This is a genomic window from Acidovorax sp. SUPP3334, assembly GCF_030159055.1.
Taxonomy (GTDB): Bacteria; Pseudomonadota; Gammaproteobacteria; order Burkholderiales; family Burkholderiaceae_C; genus Paracidovorax.
This window is the reverse complement of the sequence record NZ_BQXQ01000001.1, coordinates 77,838-104,429: the sequence shown is the minus strand read 5'-3', so window position 1 is coordinate 104,429 and position 26,592 is coordinate 77,838. Positions and strand designations below refer to the sequence as shown.

The window sequence follows — 26,592 nt, the reverse complement described above, 5'->3', positions numbered from 1 at the left end:
GTCGCGAGGAATACTATGGCAACCGCCGCATCGAGGGATATCAAGGACTTCGTCTTCGAGTGGGAGGGCAAAGACAGAAGTGGCAAGATTATTCGTGGAGAAGTTCGCGCTGCTGGTGAAAATCAAGTCCAAGCCACATTGCGCAGGCAAGGTGTATTGCCAACCAAGATTAAAAAAAGGCGCATGCGCTCGGGCAAGAAGATCAAGCCCAAAGATATTGCATTGTTCACCCGTCAGATGGCCACCATGATGAAGGCAGGTGTCCCGCTGCTGCAATCCTTCGACATTGTTGGTCGTGGCAACACAAATGCTAGCGTGACGAAACTGCTCAATGATATTCGAAGTGATGTTGAAACGGGAACATCGCTTAACGCTGCATTCCGCAAATATCCCATGTATTTTGACAGCCTCTACTGCAATCTAGTGGAAGCTGGAGAAGCAGCCGGTATTTTGGAAGCCCTGTTAGATCGATTGGCCATGTATATGGAAAAAACTGAGGCCATCAAATCGAAAATAAAATCTGCGTTGATGTACCCTATTTCAGTGATAATCGTTGCCTTTGTAGTGGTGACGGTAATCATGATTTTTGTAATTCCAGCATTTAAAGAAGTTTTTACATCCTTTGGAGCCGAACTACCTGCACCGACCCTTATTGTTATGGGAATTAGCGAGGTATTTGTAAAGTGGTGGTGGTTGATTTTTGGAGTATTGGGCGGGGGTTTTTACTTTTTTATGCAGGCGTGGCGACGCAGTGAAAAGATGCAGATATTTATGGATCGATTGTTATTGCGCATTCCTGTTTTTGGAAGCCTAATCGACAAATCCTGTGTAGCCCGTTGGACACGCACTTTGTCCACGATGTTTGCAGCAGGTGTTCCGCTTGTCGAAGCACTAGACTCTGTCGGAGGAGCTTCTGGCAATTCCGTCTATTCCATGGCCACGGAAAAGATCCAGCAGGAAGTATCCACCGGGACCAGTCTGACTGCGGCAATGGGCAATGCCAATGTGTTTCCGTCAATGGTGATTCAAATGTGCGCCATTGGTGAAGAATCTGGTTCGATCGATCACATGCTGGGCAAGGCTGCTGACTTTTACGAAGCCGAAGTCGATGAAATGGTCGCAGGGCTTTCCAGCCTGATGGAACCCATCATCATCGTGTTTTTGGGAACTCTGATCGGTGGCATCGTGGTTTCGATGTATTTGCCAATCTTCAAGCTGGGCCAAGTGGTGTGATGGAACTAGGGGTATGGGGAAACGCGGCTCTCCTAGGCCTCTTGGGCCTGCTGATCGGCAGTTTCCTGAATGTAGTGATCCATCGCTTGCCCAAGATGATGGAGCGCCAATGGGCAGCCGAGTGCGCGGATTTTGTAGCGCAGACAGAAAACAATAGTGCGGCATTGGAGGGGCCTACGGAGACGGTCGCGAGAGCCGTCGAATCGTTCAACTTGTGGGCCCCACCATCACGCTGTCCATCATGCGGGCATGCCGTCCGATGGCATGAAAACATCCCAGTCCTGAGCTATTTGTGGCTCCGAGGCCGATGTTCTGCGTGCAAGTCACGGATCAGTCCCCGATACCCTTTGGTCGAGTTGGCTACGGGCTGTCTTTTTTTCTTCTGCGGCTGGCATTGGGGATTGACTCTCACGACTGCAGCATGGTGCGGCTTTTCAGCCGCCTTGATGGCTTTGGCCTTCATCGATTGGGACACCACGCTGTTGCCTGACTACATTACGTTGCCGTTGCTCTGGGCAGGCTTGATTGCCTCGGCATTGCAATGGACGGCCGTGCCACTGTTCGTATCGGTCATGGGTGCCGTGGCAGGTTATCTTTCACTTTGGACGGTTTACTGGGCTTTCAAACTCGTCACAGGTAAAGAGGGCATGGGGCACGGCGACTTCAAGCTGTTTGCCGCGCTGGGTGCATGGTTCGGTTGGCCGGCTTTGGTGCCCATCATCCTCATCGCATCGGTGATTGGGGCCTTTGTTGGCATCGGCATGAAATTCGCTAGCCAATTGCGTGAAGGCGGATACATCCCCTTCGGTCCTTTCTTGGTCGGCTCGGGCCTTGCCGCGATGGTATTTGGACCAGAAGCCATTCTGCAAGGATTGCTGCGCAGCCTCGGGCTTTGAACATGGAGCCGAAACGGCAAACAGCCCTCCGCTTGGGATTGACCGGGGGCGTCGGCAGTGGAAAGAGCACGGTCGCTCAGATGTTGGTGGCCCAAGGTGCTGTACTGATCGACGCTGATCACCTTTCGCGCCAGGCGACGACACCGCTCGGAATTGCCATCGGCCCAATCCGTCAGGCCTTCGGAGACGAACTCATTGACGAGCATGGAGCAATGCACCGCGAGCGGATGCGAGAGCTGGTGTTCAACGACCCACTGGCACGCCAACGGCTGGAAGGCATCATTCATCCCTTGGTGAGCCAGGCAGCACAGGCAATGGCTTTGCATGCAGCCCAGAATGGCGCTGCCATCGTCGTCTTCGACATTCCCCTCCTGATCGAGTCGGGGCACTGGGTGAAGCAACTCGACCGGATTCTGGTCGTCGATTGCTCGACAGAAACACAGATTCAACGCGTTCAGCAGCGTAATGGCTTGCCGCGCGCCACGGTAGAAGGCATTCTGGCAGCCCAGGCATCGCGCAAGGATCGCCGGGAGGCGGCAGACATCGTGCTGCACAACGATGGAGTCACCCTGCAAGGGCTCCAATCGGCAGTGCTGCAGATCGCCCAGCGGTTCGGGCTATGATTCGCGGCATACCGGACGCGCGAAGCTGGCAGCGCCAGCCGTGTGCCCCAGGAACCCTGCAGCGTGATCCTTTACGAATATCCCTTCAACGAACGACTAAGAACCTATTTGCGGCTTGAGCAGCTGTTTCGCCGCTTGGGGGAGTTGATTCCGCGCCACCATCCGCTGGACCATCACTATGCTTTGGTGACGGTCTTCGAAATCATGGATGTCGCAGCGCGCGCTGATTTGAAATCGGATGTGCTCAAGGACCTGGAAAAGCACAAGCACCAGCTAGATGGCTACCGGGGCAATCCGTCGATTTCAGAAGCCGTGCTGGATGGAATCATTGCGCAATTGGATCGCTGCTTCGCAGGGCTGAATGCGCAGACCGGCAAGGCAGGCCAAGCACTGGCAGAGAACGATTGGCTGATGAGCATCCGCAGCCGGGTCGGTATCCCTGGAGGCACTTGCGGTTTCGATCTGCCCGCGTACTACGCGTGGCAACACCATTCACCAGAAAAGCGGCAACATGATCTGGAGTCCTGGGCGACCACGCTGGCACCGCTGGCAGAGTCCCTCTATGTGCTTCTCAAGCTGCTGCGTGATTCGGGAGTGCCGCAAAAGGTGGCGGCGGATCACGGGCAGTTCCAGCAAACCTTGCCCCAAGGCCGTACTTTTCAGCTACTGCGCCTGCGCATTGATCCTTCGCTGGATCTCATTCCGGAAATCAGCGGTAACCGTCTGATCGTCTCGGTGCGGTTGATGCGCCAGCATGCCGACGGAAAATTGCACGCGGCCAATGAAGACGCCGCTTTCGAACTGACACTGTGCGCTTGAACGCCTCCCGACCATGAGCCGTTCCCTGCCACAGTCTCCCGACCTGCCCGGGGCCAAATATGTAACGTGTCCCGCCTGCCGGGGCAAAAGTCTGTACAGCCCGGCCAATCCCTTCCGTCCATTTTGCAGCGAGCGCTGCAAACAGATCGACTTGGGCGCCTGGGCGAGCGAAGAGTTTCGCGTCCCGACCGAGGCGCCACAGGAAGAACTGGAATCCTCCGAAAGACTCCCGCACCTCCCTCAACTTCCTCCGGGTTCTTGGGAAAAATAGCCTCCCGCGCTTATTCCATAAGCGCAAGCAGCTATTATTTTTATAGCAACCCAAGAGCTGCGGGATTGAAAACTTCGCCTCGCTCTTGGGCCAGCCATTCGAGCACGGGATACGCACCCGGAAGCACCGGGGCGACTTGCAATGGCCACTGCTGCCAAGCCATGGTCTGGCCTTCGCGCATTTCAAAGTCGCCCTGCCAATCCCATACCTTGCACCAGTGCAACCGAACCAGGGCGTGGGGATAGTCGTGCTCCGTCACCTTCCACACGGACGCGGCGTCGATGGTCACTCCAAGTTCCTCGATCAGTTCACGGCGCAAGGCTTGCTCTACGGTTTCGCCGGCCTCCAGCTTGCCGCCGGGAAATTCCCAGTAGCCGGCATAAGGCTTGCCTGGGGGACGGGTGGACAGCAGCATGGCACCATCCGCCCGCAGCAAAATGCCGACAGCCACTTCGGTATGCGCTCTGGCTTGGATTTCTGCCGCCACATCAACCATGCTGCCGCCCCGCATAGTCGCGCGCAAACTGATAAGCCACCCGGCCGCTGCGCGAGCCCCGCTCCAGCGCCCACACCAACGCCTGTGGACGTGCTGATGCAATCTCGCTCTCGCCAACGCCCAGCGACGACAGCCATTGCGCGACGATGGCCAGATATTCATCCTGGCTGAACGGATAGAAGCTGACCCACAAGCCAAACCGCTCCGACAGCGAAATTTTTTCTTCCACTACCTCGCCGGGGTGCACTTCGCCATCTTCCGTATGGGTGTACGAAAGGTTTTCCTTGAGGTACTCGGGCAACAGGTGCCGGCGATTGCTGGTGGCATACACCAGAACGTTCGGTGTGGAGGCGGCCACCGATCCGTCCAGGATCGACTTGAGCGCCTTGTACCCCGGCTCTCCCTCTTCGAAACTCAAGTCGTCGCAATAGACGATGAATTTCTCAGGCCGGTCAGCCACGACCTCAACGATGTCAGGCAGGTCCGTCAAGTCCGCCTTGTCTACTTCGATGAGGCGCAGGCCCTTCGGCGCATAGGTGTTCAGACAGGCCTTGATGAGCGATGACTTTCCGGTACCACGGGCTCCGGTCAGCAGCACGTTGTTGGCCGGGCGGCCTTCAACGAACTGCTCGGTATTGCGCTGAATCTTTTCCTTCTGTGCGTCGATTTCCTTCAGATCGTCCAGCCCCATGCCAGCCACGTGGCGCACTGGCTCCAGCGTGCCATGGCCACCGCTGCGCCTGCGATAGCGCCATGCGATGGAGGAAGACCAATCCGGTGCAGACAAGGTCTGAGGCAGCACGGCTTCGATGCGGGAGATCAATTGCTCCGCCCGCAGCATCAGATGTTCGAAAGCTTGATTCATAGGGTTCGTGGCGGGCAGCGGCATCAGGACCGGTAATCGGCGTTGATCGTCACGTACTCATGGCTGAAGTCGCAGGTCCACACGGTGTCTGCAGCATCGCCACGGCCCAGTCCCACGCGGACGGTGATCTCACTTTGTTTCATGACACGCTGGCCATCTTCCTCACGATAGCTGGGGTTGCGCCCGCCTTGGGTCACCACATGAACGTCATCCAGATGCAGTTCGATGAGGGTCTGGTCCAGATCGCCAATGCCCGCATAGCCCACAGCCGCCAAAATGCGGCCCAGGTTCGGATCGCTGGCAAAAAACGCCGTTTTGACGAGCGGCGAGTGGGCGATCGCATACGCCACCAGCCGGCATTCCTCAGCCGTCTTGCCAGCCTCGACACGCACGGTAATGAATTTGGTGGCACCCTCCCCGTCGCGCACGATGGCCTGCGCGAGCTTTTGAGCGACCTCCAGCATCGCGGCCTTGAGCGTTTGCCCTTCTGCGCTGTCCATCGACACGATCGGCACATGGTTGGCCTGCTGGGTGGCGATGGCCACGAACGAGTCGTTGGTGGACGTGTCGCCATCGATCGTGACCCGATTGAACGAGCGGTCCGCCAGTTCGCGCAGCAGTGGCTGCAGCAGTGCGGGCTCGATACGCGCGTCGGTTGCCAAAAAACCCAGCATGGTGGCCATGTTGGGGCGGATCATGCCCGCGCCCTTGCTAATGCCCGTTACCGTCACGGTGGTGCCGCCGATTTCCACCTGGCGGCTGAACGCCTTGGGCAAGGTGTCGGTGGTCATGATGCCTTCGGCAGCCTGCGCCCAATGGCCAGACTGTGCGTCTGCAATGGCGGCAGGCAGCCCCGCCTCGATCCGTTCCACCGGCAGCGGTTCCATGATCACGCCGGTGGAAAAAGGAAGCACCTGCGATGGCGCCAGCCCCAGCAGGCCGGCTGCAGCCTGGCAGGTGGTGCGTGCCCGCGCCAGCCCTTCCGCTCCCGTGCCGGCATTCGCGTTGCCCGTATTGATCACGATGGCGCGGATGGCCTGGCCGCCGGCCAGGTGTTCCCGGCACACCTGCACCGGTGCTGCGCAGAAGCGGTTTTGCGTGAACACGCCAGCCACCGTGGCGCCTTCGTCGATCAGCAGCACGGTGAGGTCGCGGCGGTTGGCCTTGCGCACCCCGGCCATCGCCACACCCAGGCGTACGCCAGGCACAGGGTGCAGGTCTGCAGGATTCGGCGCGATCAGATTCACGGGCATGGCAATGGGTCTCGGCTGGTGAAGGAGGAAATAGGAAAGGAAGGAAAAACTGGAAAAACGATGATTCTAGGGGGCCGCCTTGGGCCCCGACTGCACCGCATTCCCGTCGGGCAGATGGATCAAACCCGTGTGGAAATCGTATTCGAACACTTCGCCGTAGCGCCCCCACTCGATGACCGTTCTCAGCACGCGTTCTGCCTCGGCGGCATCCAAGCTTTCGTGCAGCAGGCGCAAAAAGGGCTTTTCCGGCAGCTGGCCGGCAGGGTCTTGCTCCAGGCTGTGCCGCATGTGGGCCGCCAGAGGCACGTGGGCCAGCAATTGCTGGCCGAACAGGGGCTGACGCACGGTGTTGGGCGCTTGCACGTAACGTTGGCCGAGCGCGGTGAGGTGCAGGTCTCCATCGGCCAGTTGCGCAAAGCCCAGCAGAGCCAGCGCCTGGGCCAGAACCAGCAACTCGTCGTCGGCCAGCCCTGCCTCTTCAGCGATGCGTGGCAGGTCGGCGCGGCCGTTGAAAGGCGCTTCGGACAGGCGCTCCAGCAACCCCTCCATGCGTCCCACGTCGGCGGCCGGCAGTTGGTCGGCAAGATGCATGCGGGCCGGCTCGGCCGTGGGCCGCCCTGTACCGGGCTGGCGCGCCGTCATGAGGCCATAGACCTCATCGATGAGGGCGCGTACCTCCAGGCTGTCAGGATGGCGGGGGCGGGGCAAGCGAATGGGCAGCTCGGCGCGTACCCGGCCCGGATTGCTGGCGAACACCAGAACCCGGTCGGCCATGAGCACTGCCTCCTCGATGTTGTGCGACACGATGAGCATCGCTCTCGTGGGCATGTTGCCGCGGCCCCAGAGTTCGAGGATGTCATCGCGCAGCCGCTCGCCCGTGAGCACGTCGAGTGCCGAAAACGCCTCGTCCATCAGCAGCACTTCTGGTTCGACCACAAGAGCGCGCGCAATGCCGACCCGCTGGCGCATGCCACCGGACAACTCGCGGGGCAACGCCCCTTCGAACCCCGAAAGCCCGATCAGCTCGATCGCGGCGCTGGCCCGGCGCGACCGCTCGGCGGGCGGGACGCCCCGGGCCTCCAGGCCAAGCTCCACGTTCTGCTGAACGGTCAGCCAAGGAAACAGCGCAAACGATTGAAACACCATGGCAATGCCGCGTGCCGGGCCATACAGCGGCTGCCCGCGATAGCGCACGTCGCCGCTGTCCACCGGAACGAGACCGGCCAGGATGCGCAGCAGCGTGGACTTGCCTGAACCCGATTGGCCGAGCAGCGCGACGATCTCGCCGTCCTGCAGCACGAGATCCACGCCCTCCAACACCGACCGTGCGGTGCCGTCGCTGGAGCGAAAGGATTTACCGACCTGAATCAGTTCTGCGATGGGGGACCCGGATGACATTTCCATTCTTTCCTTCCAAGCCTCAGGAATGCATGCGGTTTTCCGCCATTGCATAAAGGCGCCGCCACACGAAGTGGTTCATGCCCATGACGAACACGCACATCACTCCGATGCCCAGCGCGATGCGCGGGAAGTCGCCGATGGCGGTCATGTGGGCGATATAGCTGCCCAGTCCATCGGCCTGCAGCGTGGTGTCGCCCCATGTCACGTACTCGGCCACGATGCTGGCATTCCATGAGCCACCGCTGGCCGTGATGGCGCCGGTGACGAAGCTGGGAAACACCGCCGGCAGCAGATAGCGCCGCCAGCGCAACCAGCCCGTCAGCCCCAGATTCTGCGCGGCGTAACGCAACTCGGAAGGCACGCTGGAAGCTCCGGCGATGACGTTGAAGAGCAGATACCACTGCGTGCCCAACACCATCAGCGGCGCAAGCCAGAGGTTCGGATCGAGGTGCCAGCGGACGATCAGCACCACGGCCAGCGGGAACATCAGGTTGGCCGGAAACGCCGCCAGGAACTGCGCTACCGCCTGCAGCCGGCCTGCCCAGCGAGGATTCATACCGATCCAGACACCCACCGGCACCCAGACCAACGCGGCCAGCAGGATCAGCACCACCACACGCACGAGCGTGTAAGTCCCCAGCACGAAGACGTGCCCTACCTCGCCCCAGCCGACTTCGCTGTGAATGAAGCGAACGAGCCAGATCACCGCCAGCATGACGGCCGCAGCCAGTGCAGCGTCCCCTGCGCGAGTGAGCGCCGGATGGGGCATCGACGGCCGTGCACGGATCGAGGTGCCATCATGGCGCCGCCGCAACCGCGTGAGCGACCACTCCAGCGGCACCACGAATACCGCCGCCACCCGCTTGAGTTGCGCCGTGCGCCGCATCCAGGACAACAGCCAGGAGGTGGGCTGTGCCTCGCTGCCGCCTTCTTCGAAGCGGAACTTGTCCGCCCAAGCGATCAGGGGGCGGAAGAACAATTGGTCATACAGAACGATGCCTACCAGCATGCCCAAGATGGCCCAGCCGATGGCACCCAGGTCGCGCGCCTCGATGGCCAAGGCGATGTAAGAACCCACACCCGGCAGCTTGATGTCTTGGTGCGACACCGAGATGGCTTCGGAAGCCACCACGAAAAACCAGCCGCCCGACATCGACATCATCATGTTCCACAACAGGCCCGGCATGGCAAAGGGAAGCTCCAGCCGCCAAAACCGCTGCCAGCCCGAAAGCTGGAACACGGCGGCGGCTTCGCGAAGCTCGGCCGGCACCGTGCGCATGGACTGGTACAGGCTGAATGCCATGTTCCAGGCTTGGGACGTGAAGATGGCAAAAATAGCGGCGCATTCGACGCCGAACAGATTGCCCGGGAACAGCGCGATGAACCCCGTCACCGTGATCGATAAAAAGCCGAGGATGGGGATGGACTGAAGAATGTCCAGAAGCGGCACCATCACCCGCTCCGCCGCGCGGTACTTGGCGGCAAGGGCGGCAAAGATGCAGGCAAACACCAGCGAGGCACCCAGCGCAATGAACATGCGAAGCGTGGTGCGCAGCAGGTAATACGGCAGCATCCAGGGGTCCAGCGACAGCGCAAGCACATCGCCGACCTGATAGGGGCGAGCCATCTGCGAACCGCCCCAGGCAAGCGCGAACAGCACCGCCAGCACCAGCGGAAGCAAGGCCCAGTCCCATCGGTTGCCGCCGGCCTCTACCACCTGCCGCGGGAAAAACCGCTTGTCGATCATCCTTGCGCCCTTCTCCCTGTGACGCGAGCCAGCCTAGCGTGTTTTCATGACGGGTCCAAGACGCAGCCCTGGCCTGCCACGCCATGCCTGCCCTGCAGGCAAAGCGCATGATTTCCGCCCCGCATTCTTTGCGCAACGGCAAGGACCTGTCAGTCGAGCCGGCCGTGGCAGCTTTTGTACTTCTTTCCGCTGCCGCATGGGCAAGGATCGTTGCGGCCCACGCGGGGCACGTCGCCGGTGGAAGCATCTGCAGCCATGGCGGCTTCGGAGCGGACCTCGACCTCGCCGGTTTCGGTGGGCGCGGTGTAGGTCACGTTGGCGATGTTCTCGGCGCGGCTCTCCAGCGCCTCGGCGGCTTCGTCGAGTTGTGCCGGGGACTGCACCTGCACCGTCATCAAAATCTTGGTGACTTCGTTCTTGACCTGGTCGATGAGTTGGCGGAACAGCTCGAACGCCTCGCGCTTGTATTCCTGCTTGGGCTGCTTTTGCGCATAGCCGCGCAAATGGATGCCTTGGCGCAGATAGTCGAGCGCTGCCAGATGATCACGCCAGTTGGAATCGAAGCTCTGCAGCAGCACGGCACGTTCGAACTGGTTGAAGTTCTCCTGCCCCACCAGGCCGACCTTGGCCTGGAATGCAGCCTTACCGGCAGTGAGCACTTTTTCCAGGATTTCTTCGTCCGTGATCGCGTGCGCACTATCGACCTCTTGCTTCAACGGCAACTGGATCTGCCACTCTTCCGCCAGAGATTTCTCCAGCGCCTGCAGGTCCCACTGCTCTTCTACCGATTCGGCCGGCACGTATTGGCGCACCAGATCGGTCAAGCAGTCTTCCTGCATATTGGCGATCAGGCCCGACAGATCGGTCGCGTCCAGGATCTCGTTGCGCTGCTGGTAGATCACCTTGCGCTGGTCGTTGGAAACGTCGTCGTACTCCAGCAACTGCTTGCGGACGTCAAAATTGCGGGCTTCGACCTTGCGCTGCGCCGATTCGATGCTGCGCGTGACGATGCCGGCTTCGATGGCCTCGCCGTCGGGCATCTTGAGCCGGTCCATGATCGCCTTCACGCGGTCGCCCGCGAAGATGCGCATCAGCGAATCGTCCAGGCTCAGATAGAACCGCGAAGAGCCAGGATCGCCCTGGCGGCCCGAACGGCCACGCAGCTGGTTGTCGATGCGGCGCGATTCGTGGCGTTCTGTGGCAATGATGCGCAGGCCGCCCAGTTCCTTGATTTTTTCGTGATCGCGCGTCCACTGCGCACGCACTTCTGCCAGGCGGCTTTCCTTGGTGGCAGCGTCAAGCGACTCGTCGTTTTCGATGGCCGCCAGCGCTTTTTCGATGTTGCCGCCCAGCACGATGTCAGTGCCGCGGCCAGCCATGTTGGTGGCGATGGTGATCATTCCCGCGCGGCCCGCCTGCGCGACGATGTCGGCCTCGCGGGCATGCTGCTTGGCGTTCAGCACCTGGTGCGGCAAGCCTTCTTTTTGCAGCAGCTGGTCGATGATTTCCGAGTTCTCGATCGACGTGGTGCCCACGAGCACCGGTTGGCCGCGCTCATGGCACTCGCGAATGTCCTTGATCGCCGCTTCGTACTTCTCGCGCGTTGTCTTGTAGACCCGGTCGAGCTGGTCATCGCGCTTGCTGGGGCGGTTGGGCGGAATCACCACGGTTTCAAGGCCGTAGATCTCCTGGAATTCGTACGCTTCGGTGTCGGCCGTTCCGGTCATGCCCGCCAGCTTCTTGTACAGGCGGAAATAGTTCTGGAACGTGATGGACGCGAGCGTCTGATTCTCGGCCTGGATGCCGACGCCTTCCTTGGCCTCGACAGCCTGGTGCAGCCCTTCGCTCCAACGGCGGCCCGACATCAGGCGGCCCGTGAATTCATCGACGATGACGATCTCGCCATCCTGCACCACATAGTGCTGATCGCGGTGGTACAGATGATTGGCACGCAGCGCCGCATACAGGTGGTGCATGAGCGTGATGTTGGCGGGATCGTAGAGCGAGGCGCCTTCAGCGATCAGCCCGCGGCTGGCCAGCACGCGCTCAGCCGTCTCGTGGCCTTGCTCGGTCAGGAACACCTGATGCGTCTTCTCGTCGAGCGTGAAATCACCCGGCTTGGTCACCCCTTCGCCAGTGCGAGGGTCGGCCTCGCCTTCTTGCCGCACCAGCAGCGGCACGACCTCGTTCATGGCGATGTACATCGCGGTATGGTCTTCAGCCTGGCCGCTGATGATCAGCGGCGTACGGGCCTCGTCGATCAGGATGGAGTCCACCTCGTCGACGATGGCGAAGTTCAGCCCGCGCTGCACCCGGTCGCGCGACTCGTAGACCATGTTGTCGCGCAGGTAATCGAACCCGTACTCGTTGTTGGTGCCGTACGTGATGTCCGCCTGATAGGCGGCCTGCTTTTCCTCACGCGGCGCTTGCGGCAGGTTGATGCCGACGGTCAGGCCGAGGAAGGTGTACAGGCGCCCCATCCACTGCGCATCGCGGTTGGCGAGGTAATCGTTCACCGTCACCACATGCACACCATCGCCCGACAAGGCATTGAGGTACACCGGCAGCGTGGCGGTCAGCGTCTTGCCCTCGCCCGTGCGCATTTCAGAAATCTTGCCGTAATGCAGCGCCATGCCGCCCAGCAGCTGGACGTCGAAATGCCGCATCTTCATGATCCGCTTGGAGCCTTCGCGCACCACGGCGAACGCCTCTGGCAGCAGGTCATCCAGCGATTCGCCCTTGGAGACGCGTTCCTTGAACTCGGCGGTCTTGGCGCGCAGCGCCTCGTCACTCAGCTTTTCGTAGTCGGGCTCCATCGCATTGATGCGGGCCACCGTCTTGCGGTATTGCTTGAGGAGCCGGTCATTGCGGCTGCCGAATAGTTTGGTGAGGAAATTGGTGGCCATGCGAGCAGGACCGCGCTCCGTGCCCGAAGGCGCAAGGCGCGACCAGAATCCCTAAAGAAGAAGTGAGTTCAGGTGGGGCTGCGTTCTCGGGTTGCAAGTTGTGCAACCGTCGGCGGCAGTTCCGGACCGCAGATTTTACCTGCGCGGGGTGAGGGACTGGGCATCGGCCTTCTGGAGCGGTCCGGCACTCGCCAGCCGGGTCGATGGCGCCTGGGCGCCGGCCATGAGAAATTTCTGCGGATCTTGTGGCACGCCTTGCACGAGAACCTCGAAGTGCAGGTGCGGGCCCGTGGAGCGGCCTGTGGTGCCCACCTCGGCAATCTTCTGGCCACGGCGCACCAGATCCCCGCGCTTGACCAAGGTTTTCGAAGCATGTGCGTAGCGTGTGACCAACTGGTTTCCGTGGTCCACCTCGATCATGTTGCCGTAGGCGGGGTGGTATTCCTGCGCGACGACCACGCCGCCGGCGGCGGCCAGAATGGCCGTGCCGGTGTCCGCCTGAAAATCGAGCCCGGTGTGCAGCGCCGAATGGCCAGTGATGGGATCGATGCGCCAGCCGAACGCCGAACCGGGCAGCTTGCCCAGCACCGGGGCTTGGGTGGGCACCATGTGCTTTCGGATGTGCTGGTCGAAAAGCCGTGACTCGACCACCGTCATCAAGTCCACGCGGCGGTCGGTGAGCTGGGCCAGATCGTCCAGCGTGCGCTGCAGCTCCTGCATGTCCATCGGATGGCCCGAAACCAGCGCCCCACCCTGCCCCGGCGGGCGCGACAACTCAGACGCCGGCATGCCCGCCAGCCCCAGCACACGCTCGCCCAGGGATTCCAGTTGCATGACCCGCGCCTGCATCTCGCCGACCTTGCGCGCCATGGCGTCGAGATTGGCCCGCATGAAACGATCGCGCTCTTCCATCTCGTCTTTGGCCACCAGTTTGACCAGCGAACCGATGACGGGCCAGCCTTCGCGTGCGCCTTTCAGGAAAACCCAGTGATACAGCATGGCCGCCACCAGCATGATGGTGAACGACACCAGCAGGCCTGCCGCCATGAGCCGTGTCCCCGTCAGGTGTATGGCCCGGCTTCGCGCCAGCCGGGCGTCCGTGATAATCAAGTGCACTACATTTCTCCGCGCCGCGCGGCGCATTGCCATGAACCGCCGTCACCAAGCCGTCACCCTGCTTCAAGCCACGGAGAAATCCCCCACGTTGGCCAAGCTGGCGGCGCTGACACGCGAATCCACGGAGCGGCTCAAGGCCGTCGAGCTACTGATCCCAGCCACATTGCGGCCCGCCATTCAGGCAGGCCCGATCGAAGGCCCGACGTGGTGCCTGCTGGTGCGCAGCAACGCAGCGGCAGCCAAAGTGCGTCAGTTGCTGCCTGCCTTGCAGGCGCATTTGCGCAGTCGGGGGTGGGAGGTTAACTCCATTCGCCTCAAAATCCAAACCTGAAACCCGCAAGGGAAGGCGTGGCAAAGGGAGTCAAAAAAAGATGGTGCCGATTGTCGGAATCGAACTGACGACCTACCGCTTACAAGGCGGGTGCTCTACCAACTGAGCTAAATCGGCGAAGGATGCATTCTAGCCGCGCGAAAGGCGGTGAAGCGGCCAAAAACGCTATTTGATGCGTTTGAGCGAAGGCCGCCCGCCACCACCCGGCGATGCTGGCCGAGGTGGCGTGCCACCATCGTCCGGCGGCGAATCGGTCGAGACGAGTTGCACCACCCGCTCGTCCGGGCCTGCGGAAGGCTCGGTTTCTGCGGGCGAAGCCGCCGCGGAAAGCACCGTGGACGACAGCACTCCACCTTCGCTGGGCTCCAGCACGTCCACCGGCGGGGGAAACGCCATGCCCTGACCATTCTCGCGCGCGTAGATGGCGATCACGCGGCCCACAGGGACCATGATGTCGCGCGGCTTGCCGCCGAAGCGGGCCTTGAATTCGATGAAATCATTGCCCAGCTGCAACGCACTGGTGGCGTCGTAGCTGATGTTCAGCACGATCTCGCCATCCTTTACATACTCGCGCGGCACCTGGACCGATTCGTCCACCCGCACCGCCACGTAAGGCGTCAGCCCGTTGTCGGTGCACCACTCGTACAAGGCCCGAATGAGATAAGGGCGAGTGGAGGTGGAATCCTGGGCATTCATCATGGTGGCGTGCGAGAAGGAAGATCGCGCAATTACTTGCGCATGACTTTTTCGGAAGGCGTCAGCGCTTCGATGTACGCAGGACGCGAGAAGATGCGCTCAGCATACTTGAGCAGCGGCGCGGCGTTCTTGCTCAGGTCGATGCCATAGTAGTCCAGGCGCCAAAGCAGCGGCGCAATGGCCACGTCCAGCATCGAGAAATTCTCGCCCAGCATGTACTTGTTCTTGAGGAACACGGGAGCCAGCTGCGTGAGGCGGTCACGGATATGGGCGCGGGCCTTCTCCAGTGCCTTTTCGTTGCCCTTGGTCGCGCGCGATTCGAGGATGTTCACGTGAATGAACAGTTCCTTTTCGAAGTTCAGCAGGAACAGGCGCACACGGGCACGGTCCACCGGGTCGCCGGGCATCAGTTGCGGATGCGGGAAGCGCTCGTCGATGTATTCGTTGATGATGTTCGATTCGTACAGGATCAGATCGCGTTCGACCAGGATCGGCACCTGTCCGTAGGGGTTCATCACGCTGATGTCTTCGGGCTTGTTGTACAGGTCCACATCGCGGATTTCGAAGTCCATTCCCTTCTCGAACAGAACGAAACGGCAGCGATGGGAGAAGGGGCAGGTCGTACCCGAATAAAGCACCATCATGGTGAGAGACTCCTAAAAATCAAAAAGAGTGGGCGCAGGATGCGACCACTCTGTAAACCTGAGCAGCGCCAGTCCGGCGCCGCAGGCGGTAGGTGCGATTACTTGATGTCTTTCCAGAAAGCCGCGTTCAGCCTCCAGGCAATCACCGTGAATACACCGAGGAAAATCAAAACCCAGACGCCGACGCGCAACCGGGTATTTTGCGCCGGCTCGCCCATCCACTGCAGATAATTGACGAGATCACCCACGGCTTGGTCGTACTGGAGGGGGCTCATTGTGCCCGGACTCACTTGCGTCCAGCCTTTAAAGACCTCCGTCTTGTGACCATGGCTTTCCTGCTCCTCGAACACCGGGCGGCGATCGCCCTGCAGTTGCCAGAGCACATGCGGCATGCCGACACTCGGGAAGGCGAGATTATTCCACCCCGTGGCCTTGGTCTCGTCGCGGTAGAAAGTGCGCAGGAAGGTATAGAGGTAATCAGCACCCGTTCCGCCCTGGCCGGCACGCGAGCGGGCGATCACCGTGAGGTCGGGCGGATTGGCGCCGAACCAGTCCTTGGCCTGGCGCGGGTCGATGGTGGACTTCATGGTCTCGCCCACCTTTTCGGTGGTGAACAGCAGGTTGTCCTTGATCTGCTGGTCGGTGAGGCCGATGTCCTTGAGCCGGTTGAAACGCATGAACGCGGCCGAATGGCAGCTCAGGCAATAGTTGACGAAGAGCTTGGCACCGTTTTGCAGCGAAGCCGTGTCATTGGTCTGGACGGGCGCCTTGTCCCAGGCGATGCCGCCTTCGGCAGCTTGTGCGCCCGTGGCGATGCCGAGGGCCGCGATCAGCGTGAAGATGATTTTTTTCATGAATGCGTCTCCCGCTCAATGCGCCGTGAAAACCACGCGATCCGGCACGGGCTTGGGTTCGCCGAGCCGGCTCCACCAGGGCATGAGCAAGAAGAATCCGAAATAGAACAGCGTCCCCACTTGCGACACGCGCTCGCCTAGCGGCGACGGCGGCTGCACGCCCAGATAGGCCAGTGCGACGAAGTTGATCACGAAGATGCCGTATAGGTACTTGTGCCAGCTGGGACGGTAGCGGATCGACTTGACCGGGCTCATGTCCAGCCATGGCAGGAAGAACAGGATGATGACCGCCCCGCCCATCACGACCACGCCCCAGAACTTGGCGTCGATCGACAGCATGAGCGCGATGGCCGCCGCCGCGATGGCCACCACCGCCACCTTGACGAAACTCGGCAGGCGGCCCTTGACCACGCCGAAGCCGGCAGCGAGCACCACGCAGGCAATCAGGGCGTACATCATCTCGCTGGTGATGGCGCGCAGCATGGAATAAAACGGCGTGAAGTACCAGACGGGCGCGATGTGCGCGGGTGTCTTGAGCGGATCGGCCGGAATGAAATTGTTGTACTCGAGGAAGTAGCCACCGAACTCGGGCGCGAAGAACACCACGGCCGAGAAGATGAACAGGAAGACGCACACCCCGAAGATGTCATGCACCGTGTAGTAGGGGTGGAACGGAATGCCATCGAGCGGATGGCCCTTTTCGTCCCGGGGGGCGTTCGGGCCCTTGATTTCGACGCCGTCAGGGTTGTTGGAGCCCACGTCGTGCAGCGCCAGCAAATGCGCCACCACCAGGCCCAGCAGCACCAGCGGCACGGCGATGACGTGGAAGCTGAAGAAGCGGTTCAGCGTGGCATCGCCCACCACGTAGTCGCCGCGGATCAGCAGCGCCAGATCAGGGCCGATGAAGGGGATGGCCGCGAACAGGTTCACGATCACCTGCGCGCCCCAATACGACATCTGGCCCCAGGGCAGCAGGTAGCCCATGAAGGCTTCGGCCATCAGCGCCAGGAAGATGGCGCAGCCGAAGATCCACACCAGTTCGCGTGGCTTGCGGTACGAGCCGTAAAGCAGCCCGCGGAACATGTGCAGGTACACCACGACGAAGAAGGCCGAGGCACCCGTCGAGTGCATGTAGCGGATGAGCCAGCCCCACGGCACGTCGCGCATGATGTACTCGACCGACTCGAACGCCTTGGCAGCGTCGGGTTTGTAGTGCATCACCAGGAAGATGCCGGTGACGATCTGGATCACCAGCACCAGGAGCGCCAGCGAGCCGAAGATGTACCAGAAGTTGAAGTTCTTCGGAGCGTAGTACTCCGACATGTGAACGCGGTAGGCATCGAACGCGGTCGGAAACCGGTTCTCGAACCAGTTGGTGACTTTGGCGCCGGCGGAGGCGTTGGGGGAGATGTCCTTGAATTGGTGGGCCATGTCGTGTTCCCTCATGCCTTCTTGTCTTCACCGATCAGGAGCTTGGTCTCCGACAGGTACATGTGGGGGGGCACTTCCAGGTTGTCCGGCGCGGGCTTGTTCTTGAACACCCGGCCGGCCATGTCGAACGTGGAGCCATGGCAAGGGCACAGGAAACCACCCTTCCAGTCGTTGGGCAGCGAGGGCTGCGCGCCAGGCACGAACTTGTCCGAGGGCGAGCAGCCCAGGTGGGTGCAGATACCCACGGCCACCAGGATTTCAGGCTTGATGGAACGCGCCTCGTTGCGGGCGTATTCAGGGGTGAGTTCGCTTTGCTTGCGCTCCGACTTCGGATCGGCCAATTGCGCGTCGAGCGAGGGCAGCGCCGCCAGTTGCTCCGGCGTGCGCTTGATGATCCACACGGGCTTGCCGCGCCATTCGACCGTGACCTTTTCGCCCGGCTTGAGATCGGAAATATCCACTTCGACCGCGGCGCCTGCCGCCTTCGCCTTTTCGGAAGGCTGGAACGTGCTCACGAACGGTACGGCAGTCGCTACGCCGCCCACGGCACCAGCGCAGCCAGACGCAATGAGCCACGTCCTCTTGCTGGAGTCGATTGGAGTTTCACTCATGGGTGTCCTCGTTGTACTTCGCTGGTGGGGTCAATCGCGGAATTGTAGCGGAGTGAAAATGGGTATTCCTAGGCGTTAACACCCTTAAACCTGGGCAATACTGGCAGGGTTTTCAGCTATATCAAGGAGGGTCGAAATGGGCATTGCACAAGAATTCCGAGAGTTCGCGATCAAGGGAAATGTGGTGGATCTGGCGGTCGGCGTGATCATCGGCGGCGCGTTCGGCAAGATCGTGGACTCGGTCGTCAGCGACCTGATCATGCCGGTGGTGGGGCTGGTGTTCGGCAGGCTGGATTTTTCCAACCTGTTCGTGGTGCTGGGCACCGTGCCCCCGGGCGTTCCGCAGACCCTGGATGCGCTCAAGAAGGCCGGAGTCCCCGTGCTGGCCTACGGCAACTTCATCACCGTGGCGGTCAATTTCCTGATTCTGGCTTTCATCATCTTCATGATGGTCAAGCAGATCAACCGCCTGAAGCGCAAGGCACCGCCGCCGGCACCCGCACCAGTGGCCACGCCGGAAGACATCGTGCTGCTGCGCGAGATCCGCGACAGCCTCAAGCGCTGACAGGCAGCGGGAACCGTAACCGTAACCGGAGCCAGAAGCCAGGAGCGGGCTGCGGCGGCCGCTGCCGCCCCGTCCGAGCGACGGCTCAGTGGGCGGCGGCCAGCCGGCGCGCCATGCGCACGGCTTCGATCAGGCTCGCAGCGTCGGCCACGCCCTGCCCCGCGATGTCGAACGCCGTGCCGTGATCGGGGCTGGTGCGGACCAGCGGCAGTCCGAGCGTCACGTTCACGCCCTTGTCCACGCCCAGGTATTTGACGGGGATCAAGCCCTGGTCGTGGTACATCGCCAGCACCGCGTCGAACTCTCCGGGGCGCTGCGGCATGCTGCGCGCCCGCATGAAGATGGTGTCGGGCGCGTAGGGGCCATGCGCGTCCACGCCCTGCTGGCGGGCAGCCGCGATGGCAGGCGCGATCACCTGCCTCTCCTCAAGGCCGAACAGGCCGCCCTCGCCTGCATGCGGGTTCAACCCCGCCACGCCGATGCGCGGTGCGCGGCCCAGGCTGCGCAGCAAGGCTTGGTGGGTGATGCGCAGCGTGTCCAGCACATTGGCAGGGGTGACGGCGTCGATGGCTTCGCGCAGCGAGACATGGATGCTCACCAGCACGGTGCGCAGCTCGTCGCTGGCCAGCATCATTCGCACCGGCATGTCTGCGAGCGGCACGCCGGCATGGCGCGCGGCCTCGGCCTGCAGCAACTCGGTGTGGCCCGGAAAATCGACGCCCGCCGCGCTGAGGGCTTCCTTGTGCAGCGGCGCGGTGACCAGCGCGGCAATTTCGCCGCGCAATGCCGCCCGTGCAGCCCACACCACGCAGTCGGCGGCGGCACGGCCCGCTGGAGCGCTCACCTCGCCGAAAGGCAACGGCCCCGGCAGCCCTGGCAGGCCCAGCACCGGCATGCAGCGCGGCGGCACGCCGGCCACCTCGGCCGGCGTTGCGATGGTGGCCACCGGCAGCAGCGGCTCCCCCGGCCGCGCGATGCAGCGCACGGCACGGCGCAGCGTGGCCAGGTCGCCCACCACGAAGCAGCCGCGCAATTCTTGGGGCGCATCACGGAACGCCTTGGCGACGATTTCGGGGCCGATGCCTGCGGGGTCGCCCTGGGTGATCGCCAGGGGAGGCAGCAGCGAAGCAGTAGCGACCGAGGGCATAAAAGGGCTCCAGCGCAATAAAATCAACGGCGTATTGCTATAAATTTAATAGCAATCGAACGCGCAGGCATCGCACTGCAACGCCTTACCCGAGCACGCCCGAGGTCAGGCGCACCACGCGGTCGCAGCGCGCGGCGAGCGATTCGTCGTGGGTCACCATGACGAAGGCCGTGCCTTTGTCTCGCGCCAGTTGCAGCATGAGCTGGAAGACGCCGTCGGCCGTACTGCGGTCGAGGTTGCCGGTGGGCTCGTCGGCCAGCACGCAGGCAGGCCGCGTGACCAGCGCCCGAGCGATCGCCACCCGCTGGCGCTCGCCACCGGACAGTTCGGCGGGCCGGTGCTGCACCCGCCCGCCCAGGCCCACGGCCGTGAGCATTTCGACCGCCTGCGCCACGCAATCGGCATACGGCATGCGGCGGATGCGCAGCGGCATGGCGACGTTGTCCTGCGCGCTGAACTCCGGCAGCAGGTGGTGGAATTGGTAGATGAAACCGAGGTGCGCGTTGCGCAGCTGCCCCTGGCGCTGGGCCGACAGCGTGTCGAACGCCTCGCCCTTCAGCTGCACGCGGCCGGCGGTGGGCGCATCCAGCCCGCCCAACAGATGCAGCAGCGTGCTCTTGCCCGAGCCCGAGGCGCCGACGATGGCCAGCGTTTCGCCCGCGTGCACGTCCAGGTCCACCCCTTGCAGCACGGTGACGTCGAGCCGTCCCTCGGTGAATCGCTTGGTCAGGCCCCGGGCCTGCAGCACCACGGGGCCACGGCCCAGGCGGGCCGAAGCGCTCCGGGTTTCGAGCACCGGCGTGCCCGTGGCGGCCCCGCCCTGTGCGAAACCATGGGGCAGCGTGCCGGGCGTGGACGAATCATTCATAGCGCAAGGCCTCCGCGGGGTTCACGCGGCTCGCGCGCCAGCTCGGATACAGCGTGGCCAGAAAGGCCAGCACCAGGGAAATGATGCCGATCGGCAGGATGTCGCTGCTTTGCGGCTCGCTCGGCATCTTGCTGATCAGGTAGATGTCTTTGGGCAGGAAACTGGCGTTCAGCGCGCGCTCGATGGCCGGCACGATCACGTCGATGTTCGTGGCGATGCCCAGGCCGAGCAGCAGGCCGGCCAGCGTGCCGATCACGCCCACCATGGCGCCCTGCACCACGAAGATGCCCATGATGCTGCCGGGGCTCGCGCCCAGCGTGCGCAGGATGGCGATGTCGGCGCGTTTGTCGGTCACCGTCATCACCAGCGTGGACACCAGGTTGAAGGCCGCCACCGCCACGATCAGCGTGAGGATGATGAACATCATGCGTTTTTCGAGCTGCACGGCGGCAAACCAGGTGCGGTTTTGCTGCGTCCAGTCGCGGATCAGCAGGTCACCGCTGAGCGAGTGCGCCAGTTCCTGCGCCACCTGGGGCGCACGGTGCAGGTCCTTGAGCTTGAGCCGGATGCCGGTGGGGCCTTCCAGCCGGAAGATGCGCTCGGCGTCCTCGTGGTGCAGCAGCACCAGCGCCGAGTCGTATTCGTAGTGGCCCGAACTGAACGTGCCCGCCACCGTCATCTGCTTCAAGCGGGGCACCACGCCGGCAGGCGTCACCTGTCCGCCGGGCGCGATCAGCGTGACCGCATCGCCCAGCCGCACGCCCAGGGCGCGGGCCAGTTCGCTGCCCAGCACCACGCGGAACTCGCCCGGCACCAGGGCCTTGAGGGCCTCCACGTTTTCCGCGGCCAGGTCGGTCACGTCGGCTTCGCGCAGCGGATCGATCCCGCGCACCAGCGTGCCCTTCATGTCCTCGCCGCGCGCCAGCAGGGCCTGCGCCGCCACGAAAGGCGCGGCGCCGACCACCTCGGGATTGGCCTTCGCCTCGGCCAGCGTGCGCGGCATGTCCACCAGCGCAGCGCCGTGCGGCGCGAAGATCTCGATGTGCGAGACCACGCTGAGCATGCGGTCGCGCACTTCTTTTTGAAAGCCGTTCATCACCGACAGCACGATGATGAGGGCCGCCACGCCGAGCGCGATGCCCAGCATGGAGACGCCCGAGATGAACGAGATGAAGCCATTGCGCCGGGTGGCGCGCCCGGCCCGGGTGTAGCGCCAGCCCAGGGCCAGTTCGTAGGGAATTTGCATGGTGTGGTGGAAGGCCCGCTGCCGCTCTGGAAATGTCGGCCACTGGGCGGCGCCGATTGTGGCATCCCGGACAATAGGCCCATGTCGGACACCCCCCATTTGCTCATTCCGTTTGCCGCCAGCCCCTCCGACGGATGCCAGCACGCCTTGCAGGACCTCGCCCTGCCCCACCTCGACCGGCTGCTTTCCCGCCTGCCGCCCCCCGTCACCGACGCTGGCGACGAGACCGATTTCATCCCCCCACACGAGCGCGCCCTGGCACGCCACCTCGGTCTGCCCGCCACCAACAGCACCGCCCCCTGGGCCGCCTGGCACCAGCGGCAGGCGAGCGACGGCGGCGGTGACGGAGCAGCCCGCGCCTTCGTCGCCCCGTGCGAGTGGCGCGTGACCACCGAACACGTCACCGTCGGCGACCCGGACGCGCTGGGCCTGGACGAGGCCGCATCGCGCGAACTGCTGGCCATCGTGGCGCCCTGGTTCGCGGAGGACGGAATCGAGCTCGCCTACGAGCGGCCCACGCGCTGGCTGGCGCGCGGCGCCGTGTTCGAAGGGCTCGCCACCGCTTCGCTCGACCGGGTGATCCAGCGCGACGTGCGGGCCTGGATGCCCGACGCCGCGAAGGCCCGCGTGCTGCACCGCCTGCAAAGCGAAATGCAGATGCTGCTCTACACCCATGCCTTCAACGACGCCCGCGCAGCGCGCGGGCTGGGGCCTGTCAATTCCTTCTGGGTGCACGGCACGGGCTCCCTGCCCCCTTCCGTTTCCGCCGCCGCGCCGGCCCCCGCGCCTGAAATCGAAATCCCCCTGACCCTGCGTGACGCGGCCCTGGCCGAGGACTGGCGCGCCTGGCGAGCCGCCTGGCAGGCGCTGGACAGCGGTCCGGTCGCCCGCCTGGCCGACCGAGTCGCCGCCGGCGGTGCGGCCCAGCTCATCCTGTGCGGCGAGCGCAATGCCCTCGCCTGGCGCACGGGCCCCCGCGGCTTCGCGCAGAGGCTTCAGAGCCTTTTCAGGCCCCAGCGCTTTAAAGACGCCGGCACATTGCTATGAAAATAGTAGCAAGAGACATTCCCCCCCGCGCTGCCTGGGCACTGGAGCAAGCCGGCGTTCATCCCCTGCTGGCGCGGCTGTATGCCGCCCGCGGCGTGTGCGCCAAGGACGAACTGGACGACGGCCTGGCCCTGCTGCTTGCCCCCGACACCCTGCACGGCACGCGCGAGGCTGCGGTGCTGCTGGCCGACGCCATCGCGCAGGACCGCCGCCTCGTCGTCGTGGCCGACTACGACTGCGATGGCGCCACCGCCTGCGCCGTGGCGGTGCGCGGCCTGCGGCGGCTGGGCGCGCGGCAGGTGGACTATCTGGTGCCCGACCGCGTGGCCGACGGCTACGGCCTCACCCCCAGCATCGCCCGCCGCGTGCATGAGCGGGGTGCCGACATGCTCATCACCGTGGACAACGGCATCGCCAGCGTGGACGGCGTGGCCGAGGCCAAGGCGCTGGGGCTGCAGGTGCTCGTCACCGACCACCACCTGCCCGGCCCCACGCTGCCGCTGGCCGATGCCATGGTCAACCCCAACCAGCCCGGCTGCACGTTCGAGAGCAAATCCATCGCCGGCGTGGGCGTCATGTTCTATGTGCTGATGGCGCTGCGCGCCGAATTGCGCCAGCGCGGCGTGTTCGACAAGGCCAGCCAGCCCAAGCTGGAGCCGCTGCTGCCGCTCGTTGCCCTGGGCACCGTGGCCGACGTGGTGCGCCTCGATAGCAACAACCGCCGCCTGGTCGCCCAAGGTTTGCGCCGCATCCGCGCGGGCGCCATGCCGGCGGGCATCGCCGCGCTGTTCGACGCCGCGGGCCGCAAGGCCGCCGTGGCGACCACGTTCGACTTCGGCTTCGCCCTCGGGCCACGCATCAACGCCGCAGGGCGGCTGGCCGACATGACCCTCGGCATCGAATGCCTGCTGACCGACGACCCCGGCCGCGCCGCAGAGCTGGCCCGCACGCTCGATGCCATCAACCGCGAACGCCGCGAGATCGAAGGCGGCATGCGCGAGCAGGCGCTGCTCATGGCCGAGAGCCTGTTCGAGGAAGGCGCCGAGCCCCCGCCCGCCATCAGCGTGTTCGACCCCGACTTCCATGAAGGCGTGGTCGGCATCGTCGCCTCGCGCATCAAGGACAAGCTGCACCGCCCCACGTTCGTCTTCGCCGCCAGCGCCGCGCCGGGCAAGGGGCATGAACTCAAGGGCTCGGGGCGGTCCATTCCCGGCTTTCACCTGCGCGATGCGCTGGACCTCGTGGCCAAGCGGCACCCGGGCACGCTGCTCAAGTTCGGTGGCCATGCCATGGCGGCCGGCTGCACGGTGGCCGAGGAGCACTTCGCCACCTTCGAGCGCGCCTTCGCACAGGTGGCCCAGGAGTGGCTGGACGCCGCCACGCTCACCCGCAGGCTCGACACCGACGGCCCCCTGGCCCCGGAATACTGCCGCGCGGACATGGTGGACACCCTGCACCGCGAGGTCTGGGGCCAGGGCTTCGCGCCTCCCACGTTCAGCGAAGAGGTCGAGGTGCTGTCGCAGCGCCTGGTGGGCGAGAACAAGCACCACCTGTCGCTCAAGTTGCTCCACCAGGGCAACCCGGTGGACGGCATCTGGTTCGGGCACACCGAGCCGTTGCCTTCGCGCGTGCTGCTGGCGTTTCGGCTGGATGTGAATGAATGGAAGGGAGAGCGGAGAGTGCAGTTTCTGGTGGAGGGCGCGCAGTTGTGAGAAAGCCCTGACCAGGTCGAAGCGCAGCCCTGCGGGCGCAGTCGCTGCCGGGGCCTTTCATTTAAAAAAGACCCCATGCCGGCGGATTGATTGCCTGGTTAGCTATTGATTTCGTAGCAAACGGCCCCTGCGGCCTTGGCGACCCGGGCGCCGGCCGCAGGGGCTTGCGGCAGGCTTTGCACGTGGCCCCGCTGTCCGGATCTTCAGAACGTTTCCCAATCGTCTTCCGAGCCCGATGCCGGCCGCGCCGCAGCCGCACGAGGGGCCGCAGTGCTGGCGATACGGGGCGCGCTTGCGGGTGCGGCAGGCGCCTTGGACGCAGCCGCCGCGGCTTGTCGGGCGGAGGCCGCAGCGCTCGTGCGGAGGGCCGACGATGCGAGCGCTGCTGGAGCAGCAGTCTTTCGGGCGGTTGCCGGCGCTGCGGCAGAGCGGTTCAGCGCCGCGGCAGGCGCTGGACGCGGCGCGGTGGCCCGCACCGGTGACGCCATCGGGGCCCTTGCCACGGCCACCGTCCCGACGTTGAACACCGACACCACCTGCGACAGGCGCTGCGCCTGATCGCGCATGGCGCTCGCTGCGGCACTCGACTGCTCGACCAGGGCCGCGTTTTGCTGCGTCATCTGGTCCAGGTTGCTCACGGCCTGGTTCACCTGCGCGATGCCATCGCGCTGCTCGGTGGATGGGGCGGTGATCTCGCCGATCAGGTCGGACACGCGGCGCACGCTGCCCACGATTTCTTCCATGCTCTGGCCGGCCTGCGCCACTTGCTGCGAGCCCGATTCGACGTTCTGCACCGAGGTATCGATGAGCAGCTTGATTTCCTTGGCGGCCTCGGCCGAGCGCTGCGCCAGGCTGCGCACTTCGCTGGCCACCACGGCGAAGCCCCGGCCCTGCTCACCGGCCCGTGCGGCCTCGACGGCCGCGTTCAGCGCCAGGATGTTGGTCTGAAAGGCAATGCTGTCGATGACGCCGATGATGTCCCCGATCTTGCGCGAGCTGTCGGTGATCTGCTGCATGCTCGTGACCACCTGGCCCACCACTTCGCCGCCCCGGCCGGCGGCCTGCGCGGCCGTGGATGCCAACTGGTTGGCCTGCCGTGCGGTCTCGGCCGACTGGGTGACGGTGGCGGTCAGCTCTTCCATGCTGGCTGCGGTTTCTTCGAGGTTGGCGGCCGTCTGCTCGGTGCGGGCCGAGAGGTCCTGGTTGCCCGTGGCGATTTCGCTGGGGGCCGACGAAACCGATTCCACCCCCGAGCGCACCTCGGCCACCACGCCGCGCAAGCGCGCTGCCATGGCGGACAGCGAGCGCAGCAGGTGGCCCAGCTCATCCCTGCGTTCGTCAAGCACCTCCACGGTCAGATCGCCCTCGGCGATGGCGTCGGCCAAACCCAACGCGCGGTCCAGCGGCAACGTGATGGATCGCACCGTAAGGCGTGCGAGAAACACACCCAGCAGCACCACCAGCGCAGCGATGCCGGCGCCGACCCAATGTGCCCGTTCCCGCTGGCGCCGCCCCTCGGGCCAGCTGGGTCATGCCTTTCCAGCGCAATGCCAGCGAGATGCGGTCTTCGTTGGCCTGCACGTTGGCAGTGGTTTCTGCATCGACGCGGGCCGTGTAGTTGACCAGGGCATAGACCAGCACGAGCATGCTGCCCATGAGGCCGGGGATGATGAGCCACAGCTTGCGGCTGACGGAGAGGTTCTGGAAATTCAGGGGATGCGAAGGAGGAAATGAAGCGCATGAGCGCACGGCAATGGGGTCTAAAGCGCCGCCTTTCCCGTGCGCGCACTCTTTTTTACATTTTTCCCATCCCC

General features: G+C 63.6%; 24 protein-coding genes, 1 tRNA gene and 1 pseudogene. 9 read left to right on the top strand and 17 right to left on the bottom strand.

Annotation, left to right across the window (positions count from 1 at the left end; all coding sequences use genetic code 11):
• Positions 1 to 15 precede the first annotated feature (15 nt).
• The 5 genes from AVHM3334_RS00465 to AVHM3334_RS00445 all read left to right on the top strand — a co-directional run bounded on the left by AVHM3334_RS00465 (position 16) and on the right by AVHM3334_RS00445 (position 3,842).
• The gene (locus AVHM3334_RS00465) at positions 16 to 1,233 is read left to right on the top strand and encodes a type II secretion system F family protein (RefSeq protein WP_284408702.1); all 1,218 of its coding nucleotides are present in this window, start codon (positions 16 to 18) and stop codon (positions 1,231 to 1,233) included.
• Positions 1,233 to 2,129, top strand: coding sequence for a prepilin peptidase (locus tag AVHM3334_RS00460; protein ID WP_284408700.1), 897 nt, complete (start codon positions 1,233 to 1,235; stop codon positions 2,127 to 2,129). The genes AVHM3334_RS00465 and AVHM3334_RS00460 overlap by 1 nt, the downstream gene beginning before the upstream one ends.
• A 2-nt stretch (positions 2,130 to 2,131) precedes the next feature.
• On the top strand, positions 2,132 to 2,752 hold the full coding sequence (gene coaE / locus AVHM3334_RS00455) for a dephospho-CoA kinase (protein ID WP_284408698.1): 621 nt from the start codon (positions 2,132 to 2,134) through the stop codon (positions 2,750 to 2,752).
• Between the two features lie 63 nt (positions 2,753 to 2,815).
• Positions 2,816 to 3,571 (top strand): cell division protein ZapD, encoded by a 756-nt coding sequence (zapD, locus tag AVHM3334_RS00450; RefSeq protein ID WP_284408697.1) that lies wholly within the window; start codon positions 2,816 to 2,818, stop codon positions 3,569 to 3,571.
• A 13-nt stretch (positions 3,572 to 3,584) separates the two neighbouring features.
• Positions 3,585 to 3,842: a DNA gyrase inhibitor YacG gene (locus tag AVHM3334_RS00445; protein WP_284408696.1), complete on the top strand. Its 258-nt coding sequence runs from the start codon at positions 3,585 to 3,587 to the stop codon at positions 3,840 to 3,842.
• Positions 3,843 to 3,882: 40 nt separating this feature from the next.
• Here the strand turns inward: AVHM3334_RS00445 and AVHM3334_RS00440 are convergent, their stop codons facing one another.
• The 7 genes from AVHM3334_RS00440 to AVHM3334_RS00410 all read right to left on the bottom strand — a co-directional run bounded on the left by AVHM3334_RS00440 (position 3,883) and on the right by AVHM3334_RS00410 (position 13,653).
• Positions 3,883 to 4,338: an NUDIX domain-containing protein gene (locus AVHM3334_RS00440; protein WP_284408692.1), complete on the bottom strand. Its 456-nt coding sequence runs from the start codon at positions 4,336 to 4,338 to the stop codon at positions 3,883 to 3,885.
• A complete protein-coding gene (locus AVHM3334_RS00435) occupies positions 4,331 to 5,203 on the bottom strand; it encodes an ATP-binding protein (RefSeq protein WP_284408825.1) in 873 nt (290 codons plus the stop codon). Before AVHM3334_RS00435 ends, AVHM3334_RS00440 begins: the two co-directional genes overlap by 8 nt.
• A 23-nt stretch (positions 5,204 to 5,226) precedes the next feature.
• Positions 5,227 to 6,456 carry a bifunctional glutamate N-acetyltransferase/amino-acid acetyltransferase ArgJ gene (argJ, locus tag AVHM3334_RS00430; RefSeq protein WP_284408690.1) on the bottom strand — a complete coding sequence of 410 codons (1,230 nt, stop codon included), beginning with the start codon at positions 6,454 to 6,456 and terminating at the stop codon, positions 5,227 to 5,229.
• A gap of 66 nt (positions 6,457 to 6,522) precedes the next feature.
• Positions 6,523 to 7,860 (bottom strand): ABC transporter ATP-binding protein, encoded by a 1,338-nt coding sequence (locus tag AVHM3334_RS00425; protein ID WP_284408688.1) that lies wholly within the window; start codon positions 7,858 to 7,860, stop codon positions 6,523 to 6,525.
• Between the two features lie 16 nt (positions 7,861 to 7,876).
• Positions 7,877 to 9,604 carry an ABC transporter permease gene (locus tag AVHM3334_RS00420; protein WP_284408686.1) on the bottom strand — a complete coding sequence of 576 codons (1,728 nt, stop codon included), beginning with the start codon at positions 9,602 to 9,604 and terminating at the stop codon, positions 7,877 to 7,879.
• 149 nt (positions 9,605 to 9,753) lie between these two features.
• A complete protein-coding gene (secA, locus tag AVHM3334_RS00415) occupies positions 9,754 to 12,510 on the bottom strand; it encodes a preprotein translocase subunit SecA (protein ID WP_284408685.1) in 2,757 nt (918 codons plus the stop codon).
• 135 nt (positions 12,511 to 12,645) lie between these two features.
• Positions 12,646 to 13,653 carry a M23 family metallopeptidase gene (locus tag AVHM3334_RS00410; RefSeq protein ID WP_284408824.1) on the bottom strand — a complete coding sequence of 336 codons (1,008 nt, stop codon included), beginning with the start codon at positions 13,651 to 13,653 and terminating at the stop codon, positions 12,646 to 12,648.
• Positions 13,654 to 13,657: 4 nt separating this feature from the next.
• Here AVHM3334_RS00410 and AVHM3334_RS00405 point away from each other — a divergent pair, with 4 nt between their 5' ends.
• Positions 13,658 to 13,957 carry a hypothetical protein gene (locus AVHM3334_RS00405; RefSeq protein WP_284408683.1) on the top strand — a complete coding sequence of 100 codons (300 nt, stop codon included), beginning with the start codon at positions 13,658 to 13,660 and terminating at the stop codon, positions 13,955 to 13,957.
• A 41-nt stretch (positions 13,958 to 13,998) separates the two neighbouring features.
• On the opposite strand, the gene AVHM3334_RS00400 is transcribed toward AVHM3334_RS00405, so the two are convergent.
• From AVHM3334_RS00400 to petA, 6 genes are all read right to left on the bottom strand, one after another.
• Positions 13,999 to 14,074: transfer RNA gene (locus tag AVHM3334_RS00400), tRNA-Thr, on the bottom strand.
• Positions 14,075 to 14,122: 48 nt separating this feature from the next.
• Entirely contained in the window at positions 14,123 to 14,653 is a 531-nt protein-coding gene (locus AVHM3334_RS00395) for a ClpXP protease specificity-enhancing factor (RefSeq protein WP_284408823.1), read from the bottom strand.
• Positions 14,654 to 14,685: 32 nt separating this feature from the next.
• On the bottom strand, positions 14,686 to 15,297 hold the full coding sequence (locus AVHM3334_RS00390; protein ID WP_092741337.1) for a glutathione S-transferase N-terminal domain-containing protein: 612 nt from the start codon (positions 15,295 to 15,297) through the stop codon (positions 14,686 to 14,688).
• 98 nt (positions 15,298 to 15,395) lie between these two features.
• A complete protein-coding gene (locus AVHM3334_RS00385) occupies positions 15,396 to 16,151 on the bottom strand; it encodes a cytochrome c1 (protein WP_284408682.1) in 756 nt (251 codons plus the stop codon).
• A gap of 15 nt (positions 16,152 to 16,166) precedes the next feature.
• The gene (locus tag AVHM3334_RS00380; protein WP_284408681.1) at positions 16,167 to 17,582 is read right to left on the bottom strand and encodes a cytochrome b; all 1,416 of its coding nucleotides are present in this window, start codon (positions 17,580 to 17,582) and stop codon (positions 16,167 to 16,169) included.
• An 11-nt stretch (positions 17,583 to 17,593) separates the two neighbouring features.
• Positions 17,594 to 18,193 (bottom strand): ubiquinol-cytochrome c reductase iron-sulfur subunit, encoded by a 600-nt coding sequence (gene petA, locus AVHM3334_RS00375; protein ID WP_092741343.1) that lies wholly within the window; start codon positions 18,191 to 18,193, stop codon positions 17,594 to 17,596.
• A 136-nt stretch (positions 18,194 to 18,329) separates the two neighbouring features.
• Between petA and mscL the strand changes: the two genes are divergently transcribed.
• Positions 18,330 to 18,758, top strand: coding sequence for a large conductance mechanosensitive channel protein MscL (gene mscL, locus AVHM3334_RS00370; RefSeq protein WP_284408679.1), 429 nt, complete (start codon positions 18,330 to 18,332; stop codon positions 18,756 to 18,758).
• Positions 18,759 to 18,843: 85 nt separating this feature from the next.
• On the opposite strand, the gene pdxA is transcribed toward mscL, so the two are convergent.
• From pdxA to AVHM3334_RS00355, 3 genes are all read right to left on the bottom strand, one after another.
• Positions 18,844 to 19,905, bottom strand: a complete 1,062-nt coding sequence (pdxA, locus tag AVHM3334_RS00365; protein WP_284408677.1) for a 4-hydroxythreonine-4-phosphate dehydrogenase PdxA — start codon at positions 19,903 to 19,905, stop codon at positions 18,844 to 18,846.
• A gap of 85 nt (positions 19,906 to 19,990) precedes the next feature.
• Positions 19,991 to 20,671, bottom strand: coding sequence for a lipoprotein-releasing ABC transporter ATP-binding protein LolD (gene lolD, locus AVHM3334_RS00360; protein WP_284408822.1), 681 nt, complete (start codon positions 20,669 to 20,671; stop codon positions 19,991 to 19,993).
• A gap of 94 nt (positions 20,672 to 20,765) precedes the next feature.
• Entirely contained in the window at positions 20,766 to 22,019 is a 1,254-nt protein-coding gene (locus tag AVHM3334_RS00355) for a lipoprotein-releasing ABC transporter permease subunit (protein WP_284408675.1), read from the bottom strand.
• An 81-nt stretch (positions 22,020 to 22,100) separates the two neighbouring features.
• Between AVHM3334_RS00355 and AVHM3334_RS00350 the strand changes: the two genes are divergently transcribed.
• Positions 22,101 to 23,066, top strand: a complete 966-nt coding sequence (locus AVHM3334_RS00350) for a phosphoglycerate mutase (protein ID WP_284408673.1) — start codon at positions 22,101 to 22,103, stop codon at positions 23,064 to 23,066.
• The gene (recJ, locus tag AVHM3334_RS00345; protein WP_284408671.1) at positions 23,063 to 24,778 is read left to right on the top strand and encodes a single-stranded-DNA-specific exonuclease RecJ; all 1,716 of its coding nucleotides are present in this window, start codon (positions 23,063 to 23,065) and stop codon (positions 24,776 to 24,778) included. Before AVHM3334_RS00350 ends, recJ begins: the two co-directional genes overlap by 4 nt.
• 203 nt (positions 24,779 to 24,981) lie before the next feature.
• Here recJ and AVHM3334_RS00340 read toward each other — a convergent pair.
• Positions 24,982 to 26,491, bottom strand: a pseudogene (locus tag AVHM3334_RS00340) (methyl-accepting chemotaxis protein).
• Positions 26,492 to 26,592: the final 101 nt, after the last annotated feature.